The following is a 25,090-nucleotide window of genomic DNA, read 5'->3' as shown; positions in this document are numbered from 1 at the left end:
AATGGTGCACGCCGAACACGCCGCTTCGTTCAGCGCGAATACGCCTGCTTCAGTGCCGCCTCCACGTCGGCCGTCGCGGCGACCTGCCCGAGCTTCGGGAAGATCTGCGTCAGCGCGAAGGTCTGCGCGTCGGTGGACGACGTGCTGACCGCGTCGCTGACGACGACGACGTTGTAGTTGTTCTCGTATGCCTGGCGCGCCGTCGATTCGACGCCGATGTTGGTTGCGATCCCGGTTAGCACGATGTCCGTGATGCCGCGCCGGCGCAGCTGCACGTCGAGGTCGGTGCCGGTGAACGCGCCCCACTGGTGCTTCGTCACGACGATGTCGGACGGCCCGACGCCGAGCGCCGGCGCAAACGCGCTCCATTCGGGGTCGAGATTCGGCGGCGCCGACGGCGCATCCGTCCTGACCTTCAGCGCAACGCCGCCGTCCGGCTGGTAGCTCGTGTGCACGTAGATCACGGGAAGCTTCAACGCGCGGAACGCGGTCGCGAGCTCGACCGTCTTCGCCACGACCTGCGCGCCGGTGTAGGGCACGACCGGCAGCGACACGATGCCGTTCTGCAGATCGATGGCGACCAGGGCGACCGTGCGATTGAGCGTCGGAGTGGACATGTCAAAACCTCACTTCTGTTGGGGGATGGAAGAAGCAGCGGTATCCAGGTGCCGGCTCGACGCTGCGTTGAGCAGCAGCAGCACGCTGATGACCGCCAGGACGATGGCCAGCTCGCGCAGGCCGCGATCGCTCGCCGGATGGCCGAGCGCCAGCCCGACGAGCGCAAACGACAGGCTGCCGCCGACATACTGCGCAGTGCGGTACAGCCCCGAAGCCGTGCCGATCCGGTCGTGCGGCGCGCTCTGGTAGAGCGCGGCCTGGTTGCCGAGATTGTTGAAGCCGTTCGGCACGCCGAACACGATCGATAGCAGTACGATCGACCAGACCGGCATCGCGCTCGTGAGCAGGCTCATCACGACGCTGCCGACGCACAGCATCGCGGAGCCGATGATCAGCACCGGCCGCGAGCCGTGACGGTGTGCGAGGCGGGTCGCGAGCATCGTCGCCACGGTGCCGATCCCGGCGACCGGCAGCATCACGAGGCCGGCATCGGCGGCGGACAGGTGCTTGGCCTCCTGCAGCCACATCGGCAGCGCATAGAAGATCGCGTAGAACACCGCGTAGGTGCCGACGCAACGCAGGTACGTACTCGTGAGCGCGCGGTTGTCGCCGAGCATGCGGATGTCGATCAGCGGCGTCGCGGCCCGCCGCTCGTGCCCGACCAGCACCGGGCACAGCACCAGCGTCGCGACGAGCAGCAGCCAGTCGGGATCGTGCGTGATCGATTGCAGGAACAGCAGCAGGCTCGCGAGCGTCAGGACGAACAGCACGACGCCCGGCAGGTCCAGCTCCTTCAGCGTGCCCCGCAGCGTGCGGCGTTGCTGCGCGCCGCGCGGGACGACGTCGGCCGGAATCCACAACCACGCCAGCACGAACGCCAGCAGCACGATCGGCACGTTGATCCAGAAGATCGCGCGCCAGCCGGCGAACTGCACGAGCGCGCCGCCGAGCGGCGGCCCGAACGCGACGGCCACCTGTGCCGCCACCGAGATCGCGCCGAGTCCGCCCGTCGGCGTCGCGCCGTTCGCGTGCCGCTGCGACCACGTGCGGATCATCGCCATGCCGGCCGGATACGCGGCCGACGTGCCGATGCCGAGCGCGACGCGCGACGCGATCAGCCACCCGAGCGACGGTGCGAACGGCGCGAGCGCGGACGCGATCAATACGATCGCGAGGCCGATGCAGAAGATCCGCTTCGCGCCGAACCGGTCGGCAAGCCGCCCCATCGTCGGCTGGCCGACGGCCGTCGCGAGATAAAGGCCCGACACGAGCCACATGGTGTCGATGCGTTCCTGCCCGTGCGGGTTGAACGCCTGCTGGATGCTGACGAGCGCGACCGCGATCATCGACGAGTTCAGCGCGTTGAGCAGCGTGCCGAGCACGATGGGGCCCACCAGCCTGGCCGGCAGGCGCGGGCCCGCCGCACGCGCATTGCCGCCCGCCGGCGTGACACCGGAAGGCGGGGCTGACACTTTGGCAGGTCGATCGCGGTTCGTTGTCATGGCATCGTCACAGGGTGGTTTCGCATCGCTCGATCAAATTCGAACGTGCGTTCACCTTACCGTTACGATTGCCGTGAATGAAATGGATTGTTGCGATGCACACATTCGTCGCTTGAATGCGGATCGCGAATCTGACGATCGAGCGCGTCCCCTGCGAGCCGGGAATGAAATCGTCAAACGCCCGGCATTCCTTGCTGGACGGTCATACTCCCGGATCGCGATGAATTTTTTAGATGGAGTACGAAGCGATTTTCTCCGTGCACTCCCTGCGGATGACGATCGTTTTATGCGGCAGCGCAACGGGAATCCAGAGCGGTGGCTCTAGACCGGCACCACACTCGCGAGTGCGGGGTAATCGACGTCGTTGCGCCCTGCGCCCGCACGATGAGATCCTGACGCGTTCGAGACTGACGCGGCAGCATGGCCGATTGCCGTCACGACAGCGCGCCGGCGCCTCCGGAACGGTTCCGCGATGAAGCGCGTATCGACCGCGCCGAAGCACGGATAAGCCACGCCCTGGTGACCGTTATCGACGACGCGCTGAAGCAATCGCCCGATGCACGGCGATCCGCCCGATCGCGCCCGGATCGCGGCAGGCGCGACGCCGGACATGCCTGCGTCGCGCGATGCCGCGCTTGCTCCCTGTCATCGATTACACGCCTTGATTCTTCAAGCGGTTCGCGTGCGTGCGGATTACCGCAACCGGATCCTCCACATTCGCGCCGAGCACGCCGAGGATCTGGTTGATCGCATCGGTGTGATTCCAGTGATACGTGCCGAGCACCTGGCCAAACCGCGCGCTGCATTGCGACACGACGCCGTCGTTCTGACCGGCGCTGCGATTGATCATCACCGTGCCGCTGCCGAGGAGTGCCAGCGTCGACGGATCGAGCGCGTTCGCCGGATCGATGGCCCCGCTCACGCTCGTATCGACGGCCCCAGTCACGCCGGCCACCGTCGCTGTCGGCTGGATCGCCGTGCCGCCCCACGAATAAAGCAGGTGCGTATTGCCGCCGACAGTCTCGGTCGACGCGCCGGTTTGACACGATCCCGGCGCACCGAGCCCTGCGCTCGGGAATTTCTGGTTGTACGCGGCGGCCTTTGCCGTCGTCAGCACCGACAACGCCTGAATCGCATTCTGGTTCGTATTGAAGTTGCTGCTCGTCAACGTGCCGAGCGCATTCGCGAATGCACCGAGCACGGTCGACGACAGGCCGGTCGGGTCCGTCTGCAACAGTTGCTGGACGAAGTCCGCGAATTGCGAGCCCCAGTGCGGCGTACTGATCGTCGTCACCGACGCGACCAGTTCCGGCGCAACGGACGCAACATAACGCGATGTCAGGCCGCCCTGGCTATGGCCGATCAGATTCACTTTCTGCGCGCCCGTCGCCGCGAGCACCTGCTTCACGAACGCAAGCAATTGCTCGCCACGCCCGTTCGGGCCATCGTCGCTCTGGAAGCCGGACAGATTGGCAACGTATACCGCCGCGCCGTGCGCCTGCAGGTCCTCCGGAATGCGATACCAGTACTCGACGACGCCACCGTACTTGTCGGTGCCGGTCAGCCCGTGCACGAGAATGATCGGGTACCGGGTCGCCGCATAGTCGTCAACGGCGGTCGTCGCGGCGGTAGCAGCCTGCGCGCCGGCCAGCGACAGAACGGTTCCGACACTCGCGGCCGGGGCCGCATTCATTGCGATTGCCACCACGGTCGCCACTGCTTTCGCTCGTATCGATCTGCTCATCTTGCTCTCCATTTTTTACGTACATGTCAGTTGCTCGAGGATGAGGATGCGGAAATCGCTGATGCAGCGACGCTTCCGGCACTGAAGCGTCGCCCGCGCGCGGGATGTCGGCCGTACCGACTCGACGGCTTGGCGCGACGGTTTGGCCCGACGTACTCCGACGCCGGAAAACGAATAAAAACGAACACAAACGAACGTTTTCGCACCAGCACGCGAAGTGAATCACGTTCAACAACGCTGTGCAGGCAGTTAGACAGGGCCCTCCAGTCAGTTGACAACGGGTGCATCAACCACTAAATCCACCGATCTTCCTCGACGTCTTGTGATCCCGCCGTGACGGCTTTGCACCGGCACGTCGCCCCGCCCGACGTGCCTTATCGCGTTGCCGTCATGGAGCAATGGTCATCAAGGATGCAAAGGAGACCAAACGATCATGTGGAAGAACCCGCATTGCGCGGGTGGAACCGGTTTTCAGTGCCGGCAGCACGGTTGGTCTTGGGGCTTTGCAGGCCCGTCGGTTGAGCGCATACGCGCGACTGACGGGCGCATTCGGCAGGCAGTGTCTCGCCGAGCGAGCGCACCCGATCGCGGCCTGCGTGCGGCGAATCAACGTGGAGAGGAAGCGCCGCGCTGACGTCTGCTTCGTGGTGTGCGTCGCGCGCTGCCGTACGGTGCCAGGCCCGGGGCGTCATTCAGCATCCACGTCGCGAAAGCCTGCAACGGCCCCTGGGCCAGTTCGATCGGTTCGGGCAGGACGAGGCAGAAGTTTTTCGTGACGGACCTGCCCGCCGGCCAGGGTGCGACCAGCCGCCCCTGCTCGAGCTCCGCGTCGACGTAAAGACGCGGCACCAGCGCGACACCCAGGCCCGCGAGCGCCGCTTCGATCAGCATCGAATGGAGATCGTAGCGCGCGCCAACCGCCGAATTGCCCAGCACGATGCCGGACTCCTGCGCATAGGCTTGCCACGCGTCCGGGTTCTGCCGCCGGTGAAGGCGTGGCAGTGCATCCAGCGACGGGTTCGCCCCGGCGCCCGCCAGCAACGCCGGACTGCACACGGGCACCAGCACTTCCTCCAGCAGCGGATGCAGATGCATCCCCGCCCATGCCGGATGCTCGAAATGAATGGCGGCATCGAAACCGCTCCCGGCCAGCAGGAACGGTTCCATGCGCTCGGCGATATGCACCGTGACGTTCGGATGCCGGTCCTGAAAGTGTTTCAGCCGGGGGATCAGCCAGCGCGTGGCGAAGGTCGGAATGGCGGCGATATCGATGCTCGCGCCTTCGACGGGTTGCCCCATCAGGTACAGGCTGTCCCGTTCCAGGCGGTCCAGGATCTCGCGAACCTGCACGGCGTACCGCGCACCGTTCGGTGCCAGCCGTACCCGGTTGCCGATCCGCTCGAACAGCGTGACACCCAGGAACGCCTCCAGCCGGGCGATCTGACGGCTGACGGCGCCCTCGGTTCGGGCGAGTTCATCAGCGGCTCGGGCAAAGCTGCCGTGTCGGGCCGCGGCTTCGAACGCCTGCAGCGCGGAATTGCTCGGGATCTTGCGGGGCATGCGTGGCTCGCCGGTCAGGGTGGGTTCGACGTCAGCTTGAGCAAATATCACTGAAGGCTGATTTTATTTCGTTTTATGGGCTGCAAATGCGAGCTTAGCATTACGTTACCGCACTGACCATCAAGCGCTCGCTGACGGAAGTGCACCCTGTTCAAAGGACGATCCGATGATCTACACCGTGGAATGCAGCTTCGCCGACGTCGACAGCGAAGCCGAATGGAACGACTTCTACAGCCTTGAAAAGCTGCCTGCCCTGATCTCGGTGACGGGGTTTCACACGTCGCAGCGGTTCAAGGCGATCGGCAGCGGTTGCCCCGTCTATCTGGCGATTCACACGATCGACGGTCTCGATGTCCTGACCGGCGACGAATATCGCCGGAAAGGCGGCGGCAATTTTGCGAAGTGGCAGCAGCACATCACCGACTGGCATCGCAATCTCTATGGCGCTATCGGATTGGCCCCGGCGGTGGAGGAAGGCGAACACCTCGCGCTGTGCGCTGGCGGCCCTGATCCGCTGATCCGGTTGGGCCTCGACCCGCTGGCCATGCAAGCCGTCGCGCTGGAGCAGTTTCCGGCACGACGCTGGCTCGCCGTCGTGCCGCGCAACAACACGCTGCTTGTCGACGAACGCGCGGAAGGCGTTCACCTTTACGCGCCGATGACGGAGCAACTGACGAGCGCACGCGCCCTTTCAACTGCCCAGGAGTAAGCCCACGATGCCGAACGTCACTTTCTCGATCGATGCACAGCGGATGCCCGCTGACGAAAATCTTGCCGAGCTGTCGCGCGACTGCGTCGAGCTCTGTACGCATGTACTCGGCGCGGAACTCAAGAACGTCCACATCATTTTTCAGCCGGTTCTGCACGGGCACGGGCATCCTGTCTACGCGGACATTCGGTATCGCGCCGGGGCGCCCCGCACGTCGGCGGTCATGGACCGGTTCATGGAAGCGCTGGATCGTGCGATCGTTCAGCGCACCGGCCTCACCGCGCGCATTCGGTGTTTTGGTTACACCGCGTCGAACATTCACGCCCGCAACTAGCCCACCATTCGCCGATCCGGAGAAGCACGATGGCCACGCTTACCTTTCCCGGCCAGCAAGTCGGGGATTTCACGATTACCGCCATCAGCGATGGCTACCTCACCGCGAGTCTCGACTTTCTGTCGAATATCGATCCGGCCGACGCGTCGAACATGCAACGTGACGCCGGGCAGAAAGAGCCAGAAGCCGTACACATCAATTGCTACGTCGTACGCGGCGCGGGCCGCACCGTGCTCATCGATGCCGGGGCGGGCGGGTTCAGGCAATGGGGCGGCCAACTCAGGACGAACCTGGCGCTGGCCGGTATCGAACCCGCCGCGATCGACACCATCCTGCTGACCCACGCGCATCCCGATCATGTCGGGGGGCTCGTGAACGGTGCCGGAGAGATCGCGTTCCCGAACGCGGAACTGGTCGTGCATCGACGCGAGGTCGGGTTCTGGCAGGACGACGCGAATCTGAGTCGCGCCAGCGAACGCGCACGCGGAAATTTCCTGGTGGCGCGTCGGGTATTCGATGCTTATGGCGACCGGCTTCGTCTTTTCGACGACGGACAAGTGCTCCCCGGCATCGACGCACTGCCGATACCGGGGCACACCGATGGACACACCGGATATGTGCTTGAATCCCGCGATCAGGGGCTTCTTGTGTGGGGAGACGTGGTTCATTTCCCGCATATCCAGATTCAGCGACCGGAGGTGTCGATCGCCTTCGATCACGATGCGTCGTTGGCCGCTGCTACGCGGTCACGGCTTCTGGATCAGGTCAGTTCGGAGGGACTGTTGATCGCCGGCATGCATCTGGGGGAACGCGGGTTCGCACGCATCGAGCGAACGAATGGGGGATACCGTTTGCGCTATGAGCGCGAGGAATGAAGCAGACGGCATCCAGATACCGGCCACTCGTTGCGATCGCGCGGACATCCGCATCGCGACCGCTGCGCGTCCGACCTTCGCGCACGCCTGCTTCACATGTCACTCGCCGCCAGCGAGACCACACATGAAGCGTGCGAACGGGCATTGCCCCCGCCAAACGCCGAGCCGCGTTATTCACCCGTTTGAACCGAGTGGCGCTTTTTGAGGGTTATACGACCTTTGCGCCATACGCCTCGCGTTCCATACTGCACGTGGAAGATCGAGCCGGAAAAGGCACACAAACGCAATTGCGTTTGAAGCCTTCGGCCCGATCAATCACGACGTAAAAATGGAGCAGAAGATGAGGCTTAAAGACAAGTCAGCATTAATCACCGGTGGTACCAGCGGTATCGGCCTCGCAACCGCGAAGCTGTTCATTGCGGAAGGCGCCCGCGTAGCGGTGACGGGCCGCGATGAGACGGTGTTCGAGCGCGTGAAGGCCGAGCTTGGCGAACATGCGCTCGTTCTCAAGGGCGACGTCCGTTCGCTCGACGACATGCGGGCGATTGCCGCCGAGGTCAAGGAGACGTTCGGCGGCCTGGATGTCGTATTCGCGAACGCGGGCTGGGCGTTCCCGTCCGCGGTCAACGACATCGACGACGCGCTCTATGGCGAGATCATGGACATCAACGTCAAGGGCGTGGTGTTCACGCTTCAGGCGGTGCTGCCGGACCTGCGGCCAGGCGCCTCGTTCATTCTCAATACATCGTTCGTCGCGCAGACCGGCAAGCATGGCATCTCGTTGACCGCGGCAGCGAAAGCCGCCGTACGATCGCTCGCCCGCAGCTGGTCCTACGAGTTTCTCGACCGCAAGATCCGCTTCAACGCGATCGCGCCCGGTGTGATCGACACTCCGCTGCTCACCAAATGGGGCATGCCCGACGAATGGGTTCGCGACCGCAAGGCCGAATTCGCCGAAACCATTCCGGTGGGCCGCATGGGCAACGCCACGGACATAGCGTACGCGGCGCTCTATCTCGCCAGCGACGAATCGTCGTATGTCGTCGGCACCGAACTGGTCGTCGATGGCGGCGCGTCGCAGCTTTAAGCCTGCGGCGCGCGATGCCTGAGCCCTGCAAATCATGCGGGCTCATCCCCATCCCGATCTCACGTCCGCCACGCCGTTCGTCGCGGCGGCCATTCAATCCGGCCCAATCTGGTTGCGCTCGCAGAGGGGCCGAAGTGCAAGGAGAAACGATCTTGACCGACCGTAGCGAAGACAATGCTTCCGGAACACCGCTCACGAGAGCGGGCCGTTCGCGCCGCGATGCCCTCAAGCTGGGGGGCGCCGCCACCCTCGGCGCCATCCTGGGCGGCAGCGCGTTGCTCGCGCACACCACCCCTGCTCTTGCGCAGGCCGGCAGCAAGGGCGAACTTGCTCCGAATGAACCGCTCAACATCCTGATCGTCAATTACGACGGCGGGACGCTGCTCGACTTCGCCGGCCCCAGCGAGATCTTCCATCGGCTGCCGAATACGAACGTCCGCTACGCGAGCCTCGATGGCGGCAACGTGACGCTCGAATTCGGCGTCGTGTACGGCAAGACCGAGCGGCTGGCCGACATCGAGAAGACGGACGTGATTCTGGTCCCCGGCGGGTCCGATTTGACGGCGCCGATGCGACCCGCGTACCAGGCGCAGATCCGGCGCCTGGCGGAAAGCGCCAGGCACGTTACGTCGGTCTGCAACGGATCGCTCGTGCTCGCTGCAACGGGCGTGCTCAAGGGCAAGCGAAGCGCGTGCCATTGGGCCTTCGTCAACAAGCTGGCCGAATATGGCGCGATTCCCGTTCCCGACCGCTTCGTGGAAGACGACAACGGCCGGTTCATGAGCGGCGGCGGCGTGACGGCGGGCATCGACTTCGCGCTTCGCGTGGCGGAGAAGCTGCGCGGCCGACAGGCGGCCGAATTCACGCAACTCGTGATCGAATACGATCCCGCGCCGCCGTTCCACTCCGGCCATCCGAGGGACGCGCGGCCGGAAGTCGTCGCGATGGTCGACAAGGAATTGCCCGGCGCCTCCAGGGGGCTCGCACGCATTCCTGGCGTTCGGTGAGACATGCGCCGGCAATGTGCGCGGGCCGTTTGCAGGCCTCGATGATCGCCGGCTCCGACATTGCCTGCCCGCCCTGCCAATTTTCGCAGTCCTCTCAATTCGATCTCTAACCGGAAATCACCCGATGCAACAGAATCGTACTTTCGCTACCGCACTTGCAGCAGCCTGCGTCACCTTTTTCGCGTTTGCAACGCCGGCATCTGCCGGTGGTTCGCAACATCCGCCCGAAGCGGCCATCAAAGCCGAGAATGCACGATGGGCGGATGCCTTCGCGCGAGGAGACTACGAATCAATCGGTCGCCTCTATACCCGCGACGGCACACTCTTGCCGCCCGGCGGCGACAAGGTAACGGGGGGCCGCGCGATCACCGAATACCTCACCAAAGGGTATGGCGGATCGAAGCCTGTCACCGTATCGTTCAGCAACTACGAGTTCTACGGCAACGACCGGGTCGTGACCGAGGTTTCGGATACGGAGATCCATGACCACGACGGAAAGCTCAAATACCGCGGCAAGCAGACGCTCATCTTTCTGAAGCAGGGCGGCGCGTGGAAGCTGCATCGCGACATGTGGAACGATTACGGTCCGCTGCCGACGAACGACCAATGAGCATCCGGCGAAACGGATCATGACCTGCCCGCAGCACGACTAATCCGTTAGACAGACATTCATGGGCAGCGCGCTGATCGGCCGGCAGCCGATCAGCGCGCGCCGTTCGATCGGCTCTCGCGTCGAATCGCTTGCGGCGGGTGCCCATGCAGTTTGATGAAGGCCCTGCGCATCCGCTCCGGATCGGTGAACCCCACCGCCAGCGCAATCTGTTCGATCGGTTCGCTACCACTCTGCAGGCGCAGCCGCGCCGCCTCGACTCGCAGGCGCTCGACCGCCTTCGCAGGTGTTTCACCGGTTTCCCGGCGAAATGCGCGTCCGAACTGCCGCACACTCAATCGTGCTGCATCGGCGAGCCGTTCGACGGGCAACGCTTCGGCCAGGTGCTCCCGGGCAAAATTCAGCGCGATGCGGATCCGGTCCGATTCCGGCTCCATCTGCGACATCGCCGAGAATTGGGACTGGCCGCCCGGTCGGCGATACGGAACGACCAGATACCTGGAGACAGCACGCGCAATCTCCGCACCCATATCCCGTTCAATCATGCCGAGCGCCAGGTCGATTCCGGAGGCGATGCCCGCCGACGTCCAGATGCGACCCTCCTCGATATAGATACTGTCGCCTTCGACCCGGGTGCGCGGGAAGCGCGACTGCAACTGAGCCGCGTACAGCCAGTGCGTCGTGGCTCTCACGCCGTCCAGCAAGCCGGTTTCCGCCAGCAGGAACGCCCCCGTACACACGCTTGCCACCCGTGAGGCCCGGGCGCCGAGTTTCCTGGCAGCGGCGATGTTCTCCGGAGCCCGCATCGGCTCGATCTCCCCGCCCACGAAAATGACGGTGTCGAACGTGCGCCGTCCGATCGGCCGCGTTTCGATCGAAACGCCCGTATTGCCGGGAACCGGGCCGCCGGACTGCGAGATGACCTGGAGGTCGTACGGCGTGTGGCCCGCCACGGTGGCCACCTGATTGAAGGCCGACAGCGGCCCACCCAGATCGAGCACATCGTAGCCACGGCAAACGAAGAATCCGATTCGATGCATGACGAAGTCGTTAACTGAAAACCCGGAAAGTCGCATTTTATCCGGAACCCTCAAATAACGACATTCCGCCTGAAACGAGGGAAAAACGTCCTTTACGCGCTGATCGATTGTCCGTATGTCCAATCGCCGACATCGACCCGGCCGGGACAGGAGCGCGGCTCACGTCACGCCGAATTCACGCTCCGCCACTACATCGGCGACACGCGCACGCCAGCCAAATTTTGCTTTGATATACTTCGCCGCCCCATTCTTCACGTTCCCGCGGACTTATGACTGCCGCACAGTCGGACAACGCATCATCTGATTTCATGCCGGCCGACCTCAGGCAAAGCGTCGTCACGCAGACGTTGCCGCACTCACAGGTCAGCATCAGTCGGCTGAAGACATCTCGCAGGGATATCGGCCGAACCGCGCCATACGAACTTGAAGACGCCGATCTCGTCGTGTTGCAATTGCGCGCGTTCGGCGAACAGGAATTGTGGCTTGACGGACGTGTCGCTCGTTTCGTCCCCTATCAAGCAGGAACCGTCACGATCCATGACCTCGATCGCAGATGGGTTTCCGACCTGAAGGGAACGTTCGACTGCATCCATTTTCACCTCCCCCGCCGAACGCTGGAGGAGACAGTCGATGAACTCGGGGGCAGGCAGCGGCCACAGCTTTACCTGCCACCGCATTTGAGCAAGGTGGACCCGATCATTCATCGCCTGGGCCAGGCCCTGCTCCCCGCTTTGGCGCAGCCCGGGCATGCCTCCCGGCTCTTCGTCGACCACGTCGCGCTCGCCTTTCAGACGCATGTCGCGCGCCAGTACGGCGGCGTGAGCGAGCGGCAGGAGAAGTCGACGGGCAAGCTCACGGCGTGGCAGGAGCGAATGGCGAAAGGATTTCTTCTCGAGCACCTGACCGGGAACGTCTCGATTGCCGATGTCGCAAAAGCGTGCGGCCTGTCTCGCGGCTACTTTGTCAAAGCCTTTCATCAGACGACCGGGTTGCCGCCCCATCGCTGGCTGATCAATCAGCGCATCGAGCGCGCAATCATGTACATGCGCACGTCATCCATGCCGCTGCACATGATCTCGGATATCTGCGGCTTCGCGGATCAGAGCCACTTCACCAGAACATTTACGCGCGTCACCGGCGTGTCACCGCGTCGTTGGCGCGCGGACAACATCTGAGGCCTCCGCGATACTCATCGCATCCCCGCCCGGGCATCCTGCCCGGCACGCACGCTGCCCGTTCGGGCAAAATCGGAAACCTTCAGCGAAACCGTATCGGCTTTCGCATTCGAGCGCGTCTTCCGGGCGACTGCCAGGATCGAGGCCAGATGCTCGTAAAAGCATTCGAGCTGTCGCGCATCGGATGCCAGTCGCTCGAGGTCGCATGCCTTCTCGAGAATCAACCGGGAAACATGAAAGCGCTGAAGCCCGCGGCCGACCCGAGCCTGAAACACGACGCCATCGCTGCTATGCGGTACCCCCGCCCACACAAGCGAACTGCGGTCCATGAAGCCTCCGAACATTCTTAATCGTCACATCAATATGCCAGCCATCTCCGACGCTGCATATTTGTATTTCAAAATTGTGGCGCGCGGCACATCGGCACGTTCGCGTCATCCGGATATTGCGCTGCAGCAAAAGTGCCCGTAGACTGGGTTCGCGCATCCGATGTAGTTGCCCTGCAGTCGCCCCATGACGGGAGAGCACGCCATGACGACTTTTTCATCAGCACTGAATCAGGCACCCCCTGCCCTCCACGTGTTCCAGCAGGACGGTGGCTGGCACTGGGGTATCACCGTCCCTCGTCCCACGGGGTCCGGCTTCAAACTGATCGCATTCAGTCACCACATCTTTTCCACTGAAGACACGGCCCAGCACGACGGCGCTCGAGCGTTGGCGTCCATCGTCGCAAATGACGTGCATTGAACCTCGCGGATCTGGACCCCATCACGCGTCCCGATTCGGTGGTATCCGACATCCGCAAGCAAGGGAAAACGAAAGTCACGGCTGCCGCCGGCAAGGCGATTGCGAACCGAGGGCGCCGAAGAAGCCGCCATCGCGAACACCGCATGACCCGCGATGAACGCAGTGCGATTTTTTATCGCATTACGGCAGATAAGGCGTGATGTTCGACAGCGCACGGGAAACGTACTCATCCTTCTCCCCGACCGGCGCAACGTAATGAAGTGCGCTGCGCGCGGCTTCCTCGCCCTCGAGGCGCGCGATGATCCACGCGGCCAGGTATTGCGAAGCAAAACAGCCGCCTGCCGTTGCGACGTTACCCCGAGCGAAGAACGGCTGATTGAGGACTTCGACGCCCGCCTCGAGTACCCACGGTTTGGTCGTGAGGTCCGTACAGGCCGGGACGTTGTCGAGGAAGCCGAGCTTGGCCAGAACCAGCGTGCCCGAACACTGGGCACCGATCAGTTGCCAGGCGGGATCGAGTTTCAACTGCTCCATCAGCGTCGCGTCGTTGACGACATCCCGGGTTCGAACGCCGCTCCCGACGATGACGGCATCCGCTGTGCATGCGTCGGCCAATGTCGACTGCGCCTGCACGGTCACCCCGTTCATCGATGTGACGAAATGCTCCGGGCATGAAAGCGTGACCCGCCAGTCGGGCTTCTTGATGCGATTGAGCACGCCCAGTGCGATGAGGGAATCGAGTTCGTTGAAGCCCTGAAAGGTCAGAATGGCGATGTGCATGGGGTGCCCGTGTCCGAAGTCCGTCGATGCATATTGCCAGATCGCCGACGCGAATGGCCTGGCGTTACGCCGGATTCATCCCGTCGATGCAACCTCCTTGAAGCTGCCGGCGGGCCGCCAGCCATATTCAACGACCGGCGTGACTCGTCCCGACACGTCAAGGCTGCCGCTTGCCACGGCCACCGGCGGGTTTGCCGGCCGGCTTGCGCGATCCCGCAGCCGGCTTGCCCGCCGGTTTGCCGCGCGGTTTCTGCACGCTGAACGGGCTGCCGATCGTGTAATCCGGTTCGTTACCGGCCGGCTTTGCGTGCGCCGCCGCAGGCTTGTGCCTGCTTTCTCCACCTTGCGCTTGCGGGCGCGGCTTTTTACCGGGCACCTGTCTGGCAGCGGGCACCGCTTGCTGCACTTTCGGCTTCTTCGGCTTTTTGGGTTTCTTGATGATCTGACCCGTCGCGCTGGTTTCCGGCACGCGGTGTTCGGCCTCGAAACCCGGCTCTTCTTCACGGCGCAGCGTTTGCCGGATCAGCGCTTCGATCGCGGCCAGTTGCGGCGCTTCGTCGGCACACACCAGGGACACCGCGACACCGCTGGCGCCCGCGCGCCCGGTACGGCCGATCCGGTGCACATAGTCTTGCGCGACGATCGGCAGATCGACGTTGATCACCAGCGGCAGATCGTCGATATCGAGCCCGCGCGCCGCCACGTCGGTGGCGACCAGCATCTGGACTTCACCCGTCTTGAAGCGCTCCAGCGCGCGCAAGCGCGCGGGTTGCGGCTTGTCGCCGTGGATGGTGTCGACCGCATAACCGGCTTCGTCCAGCATGGCCGCCAGGTAATCCACGCCGTTGCGCGTCTTGACGAACACCAGCGCATGCTCCCACTTGTTCTCGGCCACGAGGTGCATGAAGAGGTCGGGCTTGTTCCGCTTGTCCACCGGCACCACCCACTGCTTGATCTTGCTGGCCGTGGCGTTGGGCGGGCTGACGCTGATGTTGACCGGGCCGCGCAGAATGCTCGCCGCCATCGCGCGGATCTCGTCGCTAAACGTGGCCGAGAACAGCAGCGTCTGGCGCTGGGCGGGCAACGCGGCAAAAACGGCGTTCAGTTCGCGCGCGAAGCCGAGATCCAGCATGCGGTCGGCTTCGTCCAGCACCAGCGTTTGAACCTGATCGAACTGCACCGCGTTCTGGCGATTCAGATCCAGCAACCGGCCCGGCGTGGCCACGAGCACATCCACGCCCTTGCGCAACTTCATCATCTGCGGGTTGATGCTCACGCCGCCGTACGCGGCCAGGAATCGCAGGTCGAGGCCCTTGCCGTAAGCGATGAAGCTTTGCAGCACCTGTTCGGCCAGTTCTCGCGTGGGCACCAGCACCAGGACGCGCGCGCGGTTGCTGGACACCGCCGGGCCGTGCTGCACCAGCCGCTGCAACAGCGGCAGTGCGAAACCCGCCGTCTTGCCGGTGCCGGTCTGGGCCCCGGCCATCACGTCCTTGCCGCCGAGCACGGCAGGAATCGCCTTGGCCTGCACCGGCGTAGGAGCCTGGTAATTGAGGTCCTGCAGGTTACGCAGCAAGGGATCGATCAGGCCGAGCGAGGCAAAAGACATGGACGTATTCCGGGCTAAAACCGCAATTCTAGCGGTTGCCGGACGGATCAAGGCCCGCCGCGCCCGGCCGGACGCCCGCGACGTGGAACGGCACGGCAAACCGGAAGCCGCCATGGGCGTAAAGCAAAAAGCGATTCCAGCCCCTTTTCGACTTCAAAAGCGCGCTCGCCGCCGGTCGGTCATTTGCCTGTTTACGACTTCATGGCCCACGGTCAGGCAGCGCCGTGGCGGGAAGGCTGATGTATCGCGTCTCCGGGTCGGCGACGAACGCTGGCTCGCGACGCTCGATGCGGCCCCGTCACGAAAGCCGGGTGATAAGCTCGATGCCGGCGCACAGTCGTGCTTCGACTCGCATCGACACACCCATCGACACGCCCGGAACCCTGACCCTACGACCGCAACGAGCCACCCATGCCTCTCGCCCCCTCCGTCCTCTCCGCGTTCACGCCTACCGGCAAGCTGCGCGCGTCGATCAATCTCGGCAACCCGATCCTCGCGAACCGCGACCCGGAAACCGGCGAACCGTTCGGCGTGTCGATCGACCTCGCGCGCGCGTTCGCCGAACGCCTGTCGGCCGAGCTGGAACTCGTGGTGTTCGACACCGCGGCCAAATCGGTGCAGGCGCTGACCGACGAGCGTGCCGATTTCGGTTTCTTCGCGGTCGACCCGCTGCGCGGCGAAACGGTCGCGTTCACGGCGCCGTACGTGCTGATCGAGGGGTTCTATCTCGTGCGCGATGCGTCGCCGATCCGCACGAACGCGGACGTCGACCAGCCTCACAACCGCGTGACCGTCGGCAAGGGCAGCGCGTACGACCTGTTCCTCACACGCGAGCTGAAGGCCGCGCAGATCGTGCGTGCACCGTCGTCGCAAGCCGTCGTACAGACCTTCGTCGACCAGCAGTTGGAAGTCGCGGCGGGCGTGAAGCAGCAGCTCGAGGCCGATGCGGCGAAAACGCCCGGCCTGCGCCTGCTCGACGAACGGTTCATGGTGATCCGGCAGGCAATGGGCGTGCCGAAGAGTCGCGGCGAAGCCGCCGCCGCGGCGCTGAATGCGTTCGTCGAGGAAATGAAGGCGTCGGGCTTCGTCGCGGATGCGCTGCGACGGCATGGCATCACCGGCGCATCCGTCGCGCCGCCGGGTTGATCGAAAGCGGCTCGGCAGCAAGCCGCCGCGCGGCGCGTGACCATCAGCGGTTGCCATTCGACGGCGAAGGCGACGGCCCTCAGAACCGGTACGTCGCCCCCACCTGCGCGAATCGCCCGACATACGTATAGAGCGACGAATCGTAGCCGGTCGGCCCCGCCATCCATACCGGATCGAACGGCGGCTTGCGATTGAAGAGGTTGTCGATCCCCGCGTACAGCGTCCAGTGCTTGAATCCCGTGTAGCCGATCATCAGGTTGAACTGGCTGTACGACGCAACGCCATCCGCCATGCCGGGGTACGTGCCCGGCGCGAGAATGGCCTGCGCGTACGGGCCGACATAGAGCCAGCTCAGGGTCGCATTCCACTGGTGATGGTTCCAGCTCAGGTCGGTGTTCCCTTTCCAGCGCGGCGAACTGCCGCCGAACGGCTGGTGAAGTGCGCCGTTGTTGCCGGCGTAATCCCTTTCCACGCCGCCAACCGGCATCTTGAAGTGCCACATGTACGCCCAATCGCCGGACAACGTGAAGGTACCGATTTTCGTCGCGACCGTCTGGCGGAACGTGGCCTCGAAACCGTCGGTGTCCAGCGACGACAGATTGCGATACGGCAGCGTGACATAGGCGATGCTGCCGTTGGCATTGCGAACCACCTGAGACGGATCGTTCTGATTGACCACGACCTGCACGTCGTCCGTGCCGATCACGTTATCGATGTGAATCTTGTACCAGTCGAAACCGATATCGGTCGTACGTGTCGGCGAAAACTGGAAGCCGACGTTATAGTTCTTCGTGCGCTCGGGCTGCAGGCCGCGATTGCCCGCGCGAATTTCCTCGACGATGTTGTACGAACCCGGATTGTTCGGATCTCGCGCGTCCACCACGCCCTGCGAGCCGAACGTCCGCGACGACGTGTTCTCGATCAGCGTCGGCGCACGGAAGCCCCGGTTGTACGAACCGTACAACGTGAGTTCCCGCACCGGCTGAAAACGCAGCGCGAACCGCGGCGAAAACGCGCCGCCGAAGTCGCTGTAGTGATCGTAGCGGCCCGACTGGCTGAACGTCAGTGTCTTCAGCAGCGGAATGTCGAGCTGATAGTAGACGGCCGCGACATTGCGCTCGCCGTCGACGGACTGGATCGACGGCGACGTCAGCTGGCCGCTCGCCCAGCCCGCTCCCGTGCCGATGTACTGGCTCTGATGCATGAACTGCGCGCCGAGCCCGAGGCCCACGTTGCCCGTCGGCAGCCTGAACAGGTTCGGGCTCGACAGCGTCGCATCCAGCACGTCGAGCTTCGTGATCGCCTGGTTCGACGTGCTCTGGTAAAGGCCGTTCAGTCCGTTCGGCGTCGCGGACGGATTGGAGAAATCGAACGTGCCGTTCCGGATGATGTTCGTCAGCGCGACGGCGCTCATCTGGTTCGAATAGTTCTGCGAGACCGTGTCCTGCGAATGCGCATACGACGCGCTCCAGTCCCAGTCGCCCGCGGACGGCACCGCGAACGTTCCCTTCACGCCCGTCGCGGCGCGCCAGTAGTTCGAACTGACATGCACCGACTGCGACGCCGGAAACGCATAGCGCAACTGCGTCGGCACGCCGAACGGATTGTAGGGATTACCGGCCGGCACGACGTTCGATACCAGCGCAACGCTGCCCGTCGCCGGATCGAAGGTCTGCGTGCTGGTCGTCAGGCGGCCGACGCCCCGGTTCGCGACCGTCGTGTTGTTGCTCTCCCACAGATCGGCGAACGCCTGCATCGCGTCGTCGATCCTGAACTCGCCGTGCAGCTTCGCGCTCAGGCGCTCGGTCCACGGCGAGAGCGACGACGCGCCTGCCGTGTTGCGCTGGCAGATCGTGCCGCCTGCGCCGAACGATTGGGAATTCGCGTTGCCGGGTGCGACCTTGCCGCCATACGCACAGGGGTCGAGCGGCACGTTGCCGTTCGCCCTCGCCCAGTACGACGTCGACTGGTTGGACAGGCCGCCGGGATAGTTCGAGAAATTCTGGTTCTCCGTCATGTTCCGGTCGGAAGCGAGCACGCCGTTGTTCTTGTAGTAGCTGAGCGCCGCCGTCACGTTGAAGCGATCCGCGTTGATGTCGCCGAAGCCGCCCAGCAAGCCGAACCGGGTCGTGCCCGCGCCGCCGCCGCCGTTCGTCGCGCCGCCGTAGCTGCCGGTCAGCTCCAGGCCCCGATAGTTCTTCTTCGTGATGATGTTCACGACGCCGGCGACGGCATCGGAGCCGTACTGCGACACCGCGCCCGTCTTGACGATCTCGATCCGGTCGATGATGTTGAGCGGCAGCGTGTTCAGGTCGAAGAACTGATCGGTGCCGTTGGCCGCGTACGCATACGGGGCGGCGCGCTGGCCATCGATGAGTACCAGCGTGTATTTTTCGCTCAGCCCGCGCAACGCGATCCCCGATCCGCCGACCGCGAAGTTGGCCGTCGCGGTCGAGCCGTCCCCCCAGCTGCTCGATGAATTGGCCGTCACGCTGCGCAGATAGTCCGCGACCGTCGTATGGCCGCTGTTCACGATGTCCTTCGCCGTGATCGTCTGGACCTGATTGAAGCCGACCTTGTCCGCGCTGCGGATCAACGACCCCGTCACTTCGAAACGCTTGACCGTCAGCGCGTCGTGCGCGCCCGATGCCAGCAACGCCGGCGCCGCGGGCACGGCCACTGTCGACGTCGTCGCGCCGGGTGCCGGCTGCGACTGCGCCCATGCGGACGCTCCTGGTACCGCCGTGGACGCGCAGAACCACGCTGCGGCAATCCCCCTCACCACGCTTTGCTTCATCTTTTTTCCCGACCACAATCGCCGGCCTGGCCGCGCGTATTCTTGAAACGGCATCTGTTTAGAGATCCGAATTCATGTTCGAAATGCAGATCGTTCCGGCTCGACGAGGTGTCTGCGACGTTTCGGGCACCGTGCCCGATTTCACGTCAGCCCGGATCGCATGGACGCCGCACGGGAATCGCCCGCGGCGTCAGGTCGACGCTGCCTGGAAAGCACGCATGCGCGAGCGCGCCCCGCGCGAGCCAGGCCGCGCGCCTGTCGGGCAAGACGACGGATGCCCGGCAACCGCCCGGACATCCGCCTGCTATTGATGGGAACCCGTTCGCGCGACGATCCGCGAGCGATGCGACTCCGGCGGCCGATCAGTCGATGGCCACCGCTACCGACTCACGCGACAGCACGTGGTACAGCGCGCCGGCGGCGAGGATGATGGCCGCGAGCGCCAGCATCAGCGTCTGATAGCCATGCCGGAAATCGTCGACCTGCCGCATCAGGAAGATGGCGAACGCAATGCCGCTCGCGCCGCCCACGTTGTGCACGGTCCACGACGTGCCCATCGCCACGGCCGCCTTTTCGCGCGGCAGCGCACCCAGCGCCACCAGCGTCGAGGGCCCGAGTATCGCGCCCCAGCCGATGCCGAATAGCAGCAGCGGCACGACGAACCAGGCTGCGTCGGGCTGCCCCGCGACGATCGACAGCAGAATCGACGCGACGACGAACAGCGACAGGCCGGTCACGATCACCCGCGACGGGCCGAGCCGTTCGCTGCGGCCGCCGATCCAGGACGACGCGATGGAGAACGTGATGGTCGCCGGCAGCAGATACAGCCCGATGGTGATGTCGCTCTTGTGGAGCTGGGTCGAAAAGAAGATCGGCAGGGTGAGCAGCACGATGCAGTAGAAGAACGCGAGAAAGAACGTCGCGAGCAGCGCGGACAGGAACCTCGGTTCGCGGAAGAAATGAAACTCGACGATCGGGTCGCGCGTGCGCAACTCATGCCAGACGAACAGTGCCAGCGCGACGAGCGACACCGGCAGCAACCAGAGATTGAGCCCGCCGCCGTCGACGGACAGATAGCTGACGAGCGTGGTCAGGCCGACGACCAGCAGCAGGCACCCCGTCACGTCGATGCGCTTGCGCGCCTGCGCCTTGAACTCCGGTATCGCCCAGGCGCAGAGCGCCAGGCTGATCGCGATGAACGGAATGTTGATCAGGAACGCGTCGTGCCAGTCGAGCGCGCTGGCGAACAGGCCGCCGATGATCGGGCCGAGCGCCAGCCCGACGCCGTTGGCGCCGAACAGGATCCCCAGCGCCTTGCCCTGTTCGTTCTCGTCGAACGTATAGCTGACGATCGCGCCCGATACCGTATACAGGATCGCGCAGCCGATGCCCTGCAGGAAGCGGAACCCGACCAGCAGCCAGAACTGATGCGCGACACCGGCCAGCAACGAAGCCGCGCCGAAGATCACGAGGCCGACGATCAGCAGCTTCTTGCGGCCCAGGTTGTCGGCCAGCGTCGCAACCGGCACCATGAACGCGGACAGCGCGACCATGAAGATGGACGTGATCCACTGCGTCGTCTGGATCGGGATCGAAAAGTCGCGGCCGATCGCCGGAAGAATCGTGTTGACGACCGTGAGATCGATACATCCCAGGAAGCTCGCGATACAGATGCCGGTCAGCCCGACGTATTTCCGAACCTTGCTCGATGAATTAGTCATGCGCCAGTGCCTCGGTTTCCTCGTCTGCGTGCGACGGCGATTTTTTCTTGAACTTGACCGCCAGCCAGTTGGCGCGGGCATCGCTCCCGTTCTGCACGAAAATCTCGCGGGTCTTGCTCATCGCGGCGGTCATCTGCTTCGGGTAGATGATGAAATCGATACCGTCCCGCGCCCACATCGGCATGATGATCGGGCATTCCTCGAGAATGTAGAAGAGCGAGCGATAGAACGCGTCCTCGTGTTCGCGGGTGCCCTGCACGAGCCCGTTGCGCTCCGCGAACACGCCGATGGTGTCGTTGATCGCGTAACGGTATTCGGGATTCGAGTAGTACTCGTTCGTGATCAGATGGTAGTACTGCGAATAGTCGTCTCGGCGCAGCAGGTCGTCCCATCGCAGGATCTCGCGCCGCATCGACAGCTTCGCGAGGGTTCCCTCGTGGTCCCGCAGCCACGCGTCGCCGCGGTCGCGGCTTTTCTGATAGTTGCTGCGCGCGGAGCCGGTCGCATAGTTGTGGCGCTGCAGCGTATCGGCCACGCCGATCACGCATTGCCCGAACCCCGCCACGTTGATCTTGTCGACGGTCGCCGCCAGCTTTTCGCCTTCGTGATATTCCTTGCCGACGCTGATCAGCAGCAGTGCCGTCTTGCCGACGTACTCGTGCGCCTGAAATTTTCCTTGTGCCTGCAATGAAACCTTGTACATGGTCAGCTCCAGTAAACTAAGGGTTCGGTAACGGATTTGATGCCGACGAAGGCACTCAACGTGACCCGGTCGGTGCCCCGGACGGGGCGAACCGCGTGGATGAAACGCGGATTCAGGAAGATCAGGTCGCCCACCTCCGGCTTGATCACCAGGTCGGGCGCGCCCACCTGCTCGCGGCCGATCCCGTAGTGGCGATCGCCCTTGAGCGCTTCGTATTCGCGCGCATCGGGTGCGACGCGCCAGAGTTCCAGCTCGCCGCCGTGCGGCGGCACCTGCAGATAGATGTTGGCCGACAGCTGATACTCCAGCGACCATCCGGTGCCCGCCGGCAGCGTCCATTCCAGGTTGTCGATGTGCGGCTCGAGATCCACGCCGGGCGTCAGGTAGCGGCACACGCCGACGAAGCACTTGCTCCCGTCCACACTCAGCAGCCGTGCCCCTTCGGGCCACGCGTCGTCGAGCAGCGTGCGGAACCGGTCGACCGGCGACGCCAGCTCGCCGAACAACGTCCGAACGCGCTCGATATTGGCACGCGCATGCCGGTGATACGCCTGCCGCACCTCTTCGGATCGCACCTCCGCGTACGCGATGCCGAGCCGCGTAAATTCGGCTGCGTGACCCAGCGCGCCCCGGTCGGGATGAGCGAACAGCTGCTCCTCCGCTCGCCGGACGACCGCCGGCGGCGTGAACGCACGAATGCGTATCGCGAGCGCATGGCCTCTGCACAAATCGAGAATGTGATCGGCGCACAGCGACGTTTCGTCGACGTCGATCACTGCATGGTCAACCTCTGCCGGTCGGTTCATGGCGCGATGGAATGAAGGAGTGAAGGAGTGAAGGAAGTAAGGGAGCCACGCGCATCAGAGCAGGTAGCGGGCGCGCAGGTAATAGAAGCCGCCGTTGATGCCGATCGGCGACGACACGATGTCGTACTGCGTGCCCAGGAACTGGTTCTCGGACGGCAGCTTGCTCGGGTACACGTTGAACAGGTTGTTCGCGCCCACCGCGATTTCGAACTTGCGTGTCATCGCATAGCGCAGCTCGACGTCGGTGACGTAGCGCGCCGCGTTCGTGAAATGCGCGAAGCGCGTCGTCGAAAATGCATTCGGGCCGCTCCAGTAGCTCTCTTCGCCGGATGTCGTGCCGTAACGCGTTTCGTGCAGGCTGAGCGCCCATTTGTCACGGTGCCAGGTGCCGCCGACGATGATCTTGTTCTTCGGCGTCGACGACGTGATGTAGCCGACCTGCTGCGCGTTCAACAGCGTGTTGCCGTTGGTGTCGCGGCCCACGCTCGTCACGCTCGTCGTGTTGAAGTTGATGCCGAGATCCCAGTCGACGCTCCCCCACCTCGCGAAGTTGCTGTGATACGTGGCCAGAATGTCGAGGCCGCGCGTGCGGGTATTCACGCCGTTCGTGAAATAGTTCGCCGTCACCGACGGCAAGCCCGCCGGCAACGTGATGCCGGCCTGCGTCAGCGCATCGATCGCGGTCTGTCCGCTATAGGTGCCGCCCTGCACGATCCGGTCGCGGATGTTGATCTGGTACGCGTCGATCGTCACGTTCAGGTTCGGCAGCGGGTTGAGCACGAGCCCGATATCGAAGTTGGTCGACTTCTCGGGCTTGAGCGGCGTCGCGCCGAGGTTGCGTGCGGCCTGCGAGTTCGGGGCCAGTTGCCCGTAGGCGGAAAGCGGCGAGATGTTCAGGTTCGTGAAGTACTGCTGCGCGAGCGACGGCGCGCGAAAGCCGGTGCCGACGCTTCCGCGGACCGCGATGCGCGGCGTGATGTCGTAGCGCGTCGAGACCTTGCCGTTGGTCGTGCTGCCGACGTCGTTGTAATGCTCGAAGCGCCCCGCGAGATCCACCTGCCAGTTCGGCGCGAGCCGGGTGGCGAGATCGATGTAGGTGCCGAGCACCTCGCGCGATTTCGACAGCGCACTGAGCGGCGACAGGCCCGGCAACGCCTGGCTGCCCGCACCGTAGGTCGACGCGGGATCGCCCGCGCCGACCGTGTAGCTTTCGTGGCGATGCTCGGCGCCGACCGACACGTTGAGCGGCGCGGGCAGCAGCGGCAGGTGGAATGCACGCGACAGGTCCAGGTTGTTGGTCCACTGCGTGTTCGTGAAGGTCGACAGGCGGAAGCCGGTCGGCGTCGATCCGGTCGCGGCGAACAGGCTCGTATTCGCCGAATTGACCATGCCGATGCCGATGTTGTCTCGGCCGTAGGTCGAACTGATGTCCCATGCCCAGCCGAGCAGCCGGTCGCCTTTCACGCCCGCGGTCAGCGAAAAGTCGTTTTCGCTGATCGTTTCCTGCGGCGTGAAGCCATTCGGATAGAGCGCGGGCAGGACCGACGGCAACCGGAAATTCTGGTAGCTGCCGCCGCTCCGGTGCGCATACGTGCCGAAGCCGTACAGCTTCGCGCCGCCTTCGAGCAGGTAACCCGCGTTGAAGGCGACCGATTCCCGCGTGCTGGAAGGCGACCCGAGAATCAGGTTGTCGTTCCGGCCGGTTCGCGGATCGGCGTCGGTTCGCACCGTATGATTCTGCCGGTTGTATTCGGCGCTCAGGTCGACATAACCGGTATCGCCGAGCCTCAGCCCGATGGTGGCCGCATTGTTCTGCGCGAGGCCGTCGCCGTGATAGGTCTGGCCGGTCGTGTTCGACACCTCGCCGCCCTGGTAATTCGACTTGAGGATGACGTTGATCACGCCGGCAATCGCATCCGAGCCGTATTGCGCGGATGCGCCGTCACGGAGAATCTCGACATGATCGATCGCCGTGACCGGGATCAGGTCGACGTCGACACCGGTCGATCCTTGCTGCGGCCCGCGGTTCAGCGACACGTTCGCGGTCGAATGGCGGCGCTTGCCGTTCACGAGCACCAGCACGTAATCGGGGCTCAGCCCGTGCAGCGTCAGCGCGCTGGTCAGGTTGCCCGCATCGCCGCGCATCGCCTGGCGCGCGATCGACGGCGAGAGCTGGACGAGTGCGTCGCGCAGGTTGCCCTGCCCGGTGCGCCGCAGCGCGTCGCCGCTGATCACCTCCACCGGGGCGGCGGCATCGCGCACCTTCCGCGCGCTTTCACGCGTGCCGGTCGTGACGACGACGTCCTGAACGGTGACGACGACGTCCCGGGTATCGCCGGCAGGCGCCGGTTCCGGCTTCGTGCCCTGTGCCCACGCGGCGCTGCCGGCGGTAATCCAGCAGGCGGCCAGCGCCAGCGAGCGGCAACGGGGGATCCTCACGCGCGCAATGTCGTTTCTCTGATAAACCACTTCAAGGCCCTCATTTCAGCGCGCCGCGAAGTGTCGTTTCATTCTCGCGTC

General features: G+C 64.3%; 23 protein-coding genes. 10 read left to right on the top strand and 13 right to left on the bottom strand.

The features are described from left to right. Positions 1-29: 29 nt before the first annotated feature. The 4 genes from APZ15_RS35160 to APZ15_RS35140 all read right to left on the bottom strand — a co-directional run bounded on the left by APZ15_RS35160 (position 30) and on the right by APZ15_RS35140 (position 5,424). Positions 30-617, bottom strand: coding sequence for a hydrolase (locus tag APZ15_RS35160; RefSeq protein WP_027792763.1), 588 nt, complete (start codon positions 615-617; stop codon positions 30-32). Between the two features lie 9 nt (positions 618-626). Continuing rightward, complete coding sequence (locus tag APZ15_RS35155) at positions 627-2,120, bottom strand: MFS transporter (RefSeq protein WP_034196229.1); 1,494 nt, start codon at positions 2,118-2,120, stop codon at positions 627-629. Between the two features lie 652 nt (positions 2,121-2,772). Continuing rightward, positions 2,773-3,864 (bottom strand): triacylglycerol lipase, encoded by a 1,092-nt coding sequence (locus tag APZ15_RS35145; protein WP_034196290.1) that lies wholly within the window; start codon positions 3,862-3,864, stop codon positions 2,773-2,775. A gap of 606 nt (positions 3,865-4,470) precedes the next feature. Further along, positions 4,471-5,424, bottom strand: coding sequence for a LysR substrate-binding domain-containing protein (locus APZ15_RS35140; RefSeq protein ID WP_049097015.1), 954 nt, complete (start codon positions 5,422-5,424; stop codon positions 4,471-4,473). Between the two features lie 166 nt (positions 5,425-5,590). On the opposite strand from APZ15_RS35140, the gene APZ15_RS35135 reads away from it, so the two are divergent. The 6 genes from APZ15_RS35135 to APZ15_RS35110 all read left to right on the top strand — a co-directional run bounded on the left by APZ15_RS35135 (position 5,591) and on the right by APZ15_RS35110 (position 10,046). After that, on the top strand, positions 5,591-6,133 hold the full coding sequence (locus tag APZ15_RS35135) for a hypothetical protein (RefSeq protein WP_027792767.1): 543 nt from the start codon (positions 5,591-5,593) through the stop codon (positions 6,131-6,133). Between the two features lie 7 nt (positions 6,134-6,140). Next, positions 6,141-6,467 carry a hypothetical protein gene (locus APZ15_RS35130; RefSeq protein ID WP_027792768.1) on the top strand — a complete coding sequence of 109 codons (327 nt, stop codon included), beginning with the start codon at positions 6,141-6,143 and terminating at the stop codon, positions 6,465-6,467. Between the two features lie 29 nt (positions 6,468-6,496). Further along, a complete protein-coding gene (locus APZ15_RS35125; RefSeq protein ID WP_027792769.1) occupies positions 6,497-7,342 on the top strand; it encodes an MBL fold metallo-hydrolase in 846 nt (281 codons plus the stop codon). A 340-nt stretch (positions 7,343-7,682) separates the two neighbouring features. Continuing rightward, positions 7,683-8,429 (top strand): SDR family oxidoreductase, encoded by a 747-nt coding sequence (locus tag APZ15_RS35120; protein WP_027792770.1) that lies wholly within the window; start codon positions 7,683-7,685, stop codon positions 8,427-8,429. A gap of 134 nt (positions 8,430-8,563) precedes the next feature. Next, complete coding sequence (locus tag APZ15_RS35115; protein WP_370448754.1) at positions 8,564-9,436, top strand: DJ-1/PfpI family protein; 873 nt, start codon at positions 8,564-8,566, stop codon at positions 9,434-9,436. Between the two features lie 124 nt (positions 9,437-9,560). Further along, positions 9,561-10,046, top strand: coding sequence for a YybH family protein (locus APZ15_RS35110; RefSeq protein WP_027792772.1), 486 nt, complete (start codon positions 9,561-9,563; stop codon positions 10,044-10,046). A 92-nt stretch (positions 10,047-10,138) separates the two neighbouring features. Here APZ15_RS35110 and APZ15_RS35105 read toward each other — a convergent pair whose 3' ends face one another. Next, positions 10,139-11,086, bottom strand: a complete 948-nt coding sequence (locus APZ15_RS35105) for a GlxA family transcriptional regulator (protein WP_027792773.1) — start codon at positions 11,084-11,086, stop codon at positions 10,139-10,141. A gap of 269 nt (positions 11,087-11,355) precedes the next feature. On the opposite strand from APZ15_RS35105, the gene APZ15_RS35100 reads away from it, so the two are divergent. Beyond that, positions 11,356-12,261 carry a helix-turn-helix transcriptional regulator gene (locus APZ15_RS35100; RefSeq protein WP_027792774.1) on the top strand — a complete coding sequence of 302 codons (906 nt, stop codon included), beginning with the start codon at positions 11,356-11,358 and terminating at the stop codon, positions 12,259-12,261. Between the two features lie 14 nt (positions 12,262-12,275). Here the strand turns inward: APZ15_RS35100 and APZ15_RS35095 are convergent, their stop codons facing one another. After that, positions 12,276-12,590, bottom strand: coding sequence for a hypothetical protein (locus tag APZ15_RS35095; RefSeq protein ID WP_027792775.1), 315 nt, complete (start codon positions 12,588-12,590; stop codon positions 12,276-12,278). A 202-nt stretch (positions 12,591-12,792) separates the two neighbouring features. On the opposite strand from APZ15_RS35095, the gene APZ15_RS35090 reads away from it, so the two are divergent. Both APZ15_RS35090 and APZ15_RS41505 read left to right on the top strand, forming a co-directional pair. Then, the gene (locus tag APZ15_RS35090) at positions 12,793-13,008 is read left to right on the top strand and encodes a hypothetical protein (RefSeq protein ID WP_034196292.1); all 216 of its coding nucleotides are present in this window, start codon (positions 12,793-12,795) and stop codon (positions 13,006-13,008) included. Then, positions 13,005-13,208 (top strand): hypothetical protein, encoded by a 204-nt coding sequence (locus tag APZ15_RS41505; RefSeq protein ID WP_138143351.1) that lies wholly within the window; start codon positions 13,005-13,007, stop codon positions 13,206-13,208. Before APZ15_RS35090 ends, APZ15_RS41505 begins: the two co-directional genes overlap by 4 nt. On the opposite strand, the gene APZ15_RS35085 is transcribed toward APZ15_RS41505, so the two are convergent. Together APZ15_RS35085 and APZ15_RS35080 are read right to left on the bottom strand one after the other, a co-directional pair. Further along, on the bottom strand, positions 13,189-13,788 hold the full coding sequence (locus APZ15_RS35085) for a DJ-1/PfpI family protein (RefSeq protein ID WP_027792777.1): 600 nt from the start codon (positions 13,786-13,788) through the stop codon (positions 13,189-13,191). The genes APZ15_RS41505 and APZ15_RS35085 overlap by 20 nt on opposite strands. A 157-nt stretch (positions 13,789-13,945) precedes the next feature. Continuing rightward, a complete protein-coding gene (locus tag APZ15_RS35080) occupies positions 13,946-15,397 on the bottom strand; it encodes a DEAD/DEAH box helicase (protein ID WP_027792778.1) in 1,452 nt (483 codons plus the stop codon). A gap of 411 nt (positions 15,398-15,808) precedes the next feature. Here APZ15_RS35080 and APZ15_RS35075 point away from each other — a divergent pair, with 411 nt between their 5' ends. After that, the gene (locus tag APZ15_RS35075) at positions 15,809-16,543 is read left to right on the top strand and encodes an ABC transporter substrate-binding protein (RefSeq protein WP_027792779.1); all 735 of its coding nucleotides are present in this window, start codon (positions 15,809-15,811) and stop codon (positions 16,541-16,543) included. Positions 16,544-16,622: 79 nt separating this feature from the next. Here APZ15_RS35075 and APZ15_RS35070 read toward each other — a convergent pair whose 3' ends face one another. The 5 genes from APZ15_RS35070 to APZ15_RS35050 form a co-directional block, all read right to left on the bottom strand. Further along, positions 16,623-19,340, bottom strand: coding sequence for a TonB-dependent receptor (locus tag APZ15_RS35070; protein ID WP_027792780.1), 2,718 nt, complete (start codon positions 19,338-19,340; stop codon positions 16,623-16,625). A gap of 362 nt (positions 19,341-19,702) precedes the next feature. Continuing rightward, on the bottom strand, positions 19,703-21,061 hold the full coding sequence (locus APZ15_RS35065; protein WP_027792781.1) for an MFS transporter: 1,359 nt from the start codon (positions 21,059-21,061) through the stop codon (positions 19,703-19,705). Further along, positions 21,054-21,764: a hypothetical protein gene (locus tag APZ15_RS35060; protein WP_027792782.1), complete on the bottom strand. Its 711-nt coding sequence runs from the start codon at positions 21,762-21,764 to the stop codon at positions 21,054-21,056. The genes APZ15_RS35065 and APZ15_RS35060 overlap by 8 nt, the downstream gene beginning before the upstream one ends. A 2-nt stretch (positions 21,765-21,766) precedes the next feature. Continuing rightward, positions 21,767-22,540 carry a 2OG-Fe(II)-dependent halogenase WelO5 family protein gene (locus tag APZ15_RS35055; protein WP_027792783.1) on the bottom strand — a complete coding sequence of 258 codons (774 nt, stop codon included), beginning with the start codon at positions 22,538-22,540 and terminating at the stop codon, positions 21,767-21,769. An 84-nt stretch (positions 22,541-22,624) separates the two neighbouring features. Next, entirely contained in the window at positions 22,625-25,009 is a 2,385-nt protein-coding gene (locus APZ15_RS35050) for a TonB-dependent receptor plug domain-containing protein (protein ID WP_226153242.1), read from the bottom strand. Positions 25,010-25,090 lie beyond the last annotated feature (81 nt).

Origin of the sequence: Burkholderia cepacia ATCC 25416 (assembly GCF_001411495.1) — a bacterium.
In the GTDB taxonomy this organism is placed as follows: Bacteria; Pseudomonadota; Gammaproteobacteria; order Burkholderiales; family Burkholderiaceae; genus Burkholderia; species Burkholderia cepacia.
Note: the sequence above shows the minus strand (reverse complement) of the source record. Positions and strands in the feature narration are given on the sequence as shown.